Consider the following 2701-nt stretch of genomic DNA (forward strand, 5'->3'; position numbering starts at 1 on the left):
CGTGCGCGCCTCGGCTTCCAGGGCTTCGAATCGAAGGTGTCGAAGCGCGACGTCAGTGGCGTGACCTATTTCCGCGTGCGGGTCGGCCCGTTCTCGAAGTTCGAGGATATGAACTCGGCCCGCCAGCGCCTGTCCGATGCAGGTGTCGACACGGCGGTGATCCGCTTCACGAAGCAGTAAGCCAACCGGCCGAGCCCACGCAGAACCCGTTACGTTCCGTAACCCGAGCAACTGATTCGACGTTCACAACATGAAAAAACTGCTTAGCACGCTCCTTCTGTCCCTGGGCCTGGCCGCCGGCCTCGCCCAGGCTTCGCCCGCCGCGCCGGCCGCCGGCAAGGACTTCGAGGTGATGAAGTCGCCGCAGCCGGTATCCGCGCCGGCCGGCAAGGTCGAGGTGATCGAGTTCTTCTGGTACGGCTGCCCGCACTGCTACGAATTCGAGCCGACGATCGAGGCCTGGGTGAAGAAGCAGGGCAACAACATCGACTTCAAGCGCGTGCCGGTCGCATTCCGTGACGATTTCCTCCCGCACTCGAAGCTGTTCTATGCGGTGTCCGCGCTCGGCATCTCCGAGAAGGTCACGCCGGCGATCTTCAACGCGATCCACAAGCAGAAGAACTACCTGCTGACGCCGCAGGCGCAGGCCGACTTCCTGGCCACGCAGGGCGTCGACAAGAAGAAGTTCATGGACGCGTACAACTCGTTCAGCGTGCAGGGCGAGGTGAACCAGTCGGCCAAGCTGCTGAAGGACTACGCGATCGACGGCGTGCCGACGGTCGTCGTCCAGGGCAAGTACAAGACGGGCCCGGCTTACACGAACAGCATCCCGGGTACCGCGCAGGTGCTCGACTTCCTCGTGAAGCAAGTTCAGGACAAGAAGCTCTGATCCCCGTCCGCGCGCCGGCATGACTACTCCGCTGAAGGTCTTCATCACCGGCGCGTCGAGCGGCCTCGGCCTTGCGATGGCCGAGGAATACGCCCGCCAGGGCGCCACGCTCGCCCTCGTCGCGCGACGCACCGATGCACTCGATGCGTTCGCGCGGCGGTTCCCGAAGCTGTCCATCTCCGTCTATTCCGCCGACGTGCGCGACGCCGAGGCGCTCGCGACGGCCGCCGCGTCGTTCATCGCCGCGCACGGCTGCCCCGACGTCGTGATCGCGAACGCGGGCATCAGCCAGGGCGCCGTCACGGGCCAGGGCGATCTCGCGGCGTTCCGCGACGTAATGGACATCAACTACTACGGGATGGTCGCGACGTTCGAGCCGTTCGTCGGCCCGATGACGGCCGCGCGCCACGGCACGCTGGTCGGCGTCGCGAGCGTCGCCGGCGTGCGCGGCCTGCCCGGCTCCGGCGCGTACAGCGCGTCGAAATCGGCCGCGATCAAGTATCTGGAAGCGCTGCGCGTCGAGCTGCGCCCGGCCGGCGTCGGCGTCGTGACGATCGCGCCCGGCTACATCCGCACGCCGATGACCGCGCACAACCCGTACCGGATGCCGTTCCTGATGGACGCCGATCGCTTCGCCGCGCGTGCGGCACGCGCGATCGCCCGGCAGCACGCATTCCGCGTGATTCCGTGGCAGATGGGCGTCGTCGCGAAGGTGCTGCACGTGCTGCCGCGCTGGCTGTACGACCGCCTGTTCGAAAAGGCGCCGCGCAAGCCGAAGGCCGGCGCGCACTGAGCGCGTCGTGGATCCCGGCGCACGTCTCGCGCCGGGGCGCGGCTTGATCGCCGCGGTCGGATCGCGCGGAGCCGAGCGGATTCCCGCCCTCCTGCGTTTCTGCGTTTCTGCGTTTCTGCGTTCTTGCGTTCTTGCGTTCCCGCGTTCCGGACTCCGTGGCGCACCACATGTCACGCATCGCTGGCGCGATCGTATCTGTTTCGTCGCTCGAGTCGCGCCACGCATGTGCTCAGCGCCTCGCGTTCGACCGCCGTCTCGGCGCCGTTGCCTCGCGCATCGCTCTTGACCTGCCCACACCGCCGCCCCAACACGCATTCCGTCGCGAACGCAGCCGTTTTTCGGTCAATTCACCGCGTTCCGGCGCCTTTTTTCGCGCGTCGCACGCTTTGACGGTATGCTATTCGCCAGCCGCGTCGGCCCTGCCCGCTTCCGGGCCGCGCCTGCCTCCGTCATTCAGCGAAAAACACACGCCACGTGGGAGATCCTATGCACGTCAAGCTGTTCGCCGCGGCCGCCGTGGCCACGGCCCTCGCCGCCCTTGCCGTCCCCGGCCTCGCCGCCGCCAAGCCGCTCACCGTCTGCACGGAATCGAGCCCGGACGGCTTCGACGTCGTGCAGTACAACTCGCTCGTCACGACCAACGCATCGGCCGACGTGATCTTCAACACACTCGTGTCCTACGACGAAGCCGCGAAGAAGGTCGTGCCCGCGCTCGCGGACAAATGGGAAGCGAGCGCCGACGGCCTCACGTACACGTTCCACCTGCGCCCGAACGTCGCGTTCCAGACCACCGACTATTTCAAGCCGGGCCGTGCGCTGAACGCGGACGATGTCGTGTTCACGTTCACGCGGATGCTCGACGATGCGAATCCGTGGCACAAGGTGGCCGGCGCGAGCGGCTTTCCGCACGCGCAGTCGATGGGCCTCGTGAAGCTCGTGAAGTCGGTCACGAAGGTCGACGACAGCACGGTGAAATTCGTGCTGAACGAGCCGAACGCGACCTTCGTGCCGATCCTGAC

At 66.7% G+C, this 2701-nt stretch carries 4 protein-coding genes; all 4 read left to right on the top strand.

Features of this window, described 5'->3' with window-relative positions:
• Positions 1 to 180, top strand: a 180-nt coding sequence (locus tag JMF90_RS32500) for an SPOR domain-containing protein (RefSeq protein ID WP_201325967.1), incomplete at its 5' end; no start/stop codon positions are given.
• A 70-nt stretch (positions 181 to 250) separates the two neighbouring features.
• A complete protein-coding gene (locus tag JMF90_RS32505) occupies positions 251 to 889 on the top strand; it encodes a thiol:disulfide interchange protein DsbA/DsbL (RefSeq protein ID WP_011694426.1) in 639 nt (212 codons plus the stop codon).
• A gap of 19 nt (positions 890 to 908) precedes the next feature.
• Positions 909 to 1682 (top strand): SDR family oxidoreductase, encoded by a 774-nt coding sequence (locus tag JMF90_RS32510; RefSeq protein ID WP_077180394.1) that lies wholly within the window; start codon positions 909 to 911, stop codon positions 1680 to 1682.
• Positions 1683 to 2168: 486 nt separating this feature from the next.
• On the top strand, positions 2169 to 2701 hold a 533-nt coding region (locus tag JMF90_RS32515; protein WP_236598076.1), incomplete at its 3' end, for an ABC transporter substrate-binding protein.

Source organism: Burkholderia sp. E168m23 (genome assembly GCF_016586125.1).
GTDB classification, from domain to species: Bacteria; Pseudomonadota; Gammaproteobacteria; order Burkholderiales; family Burkholderiaceae; genus Burkholderia; species Burkholderia orbicola.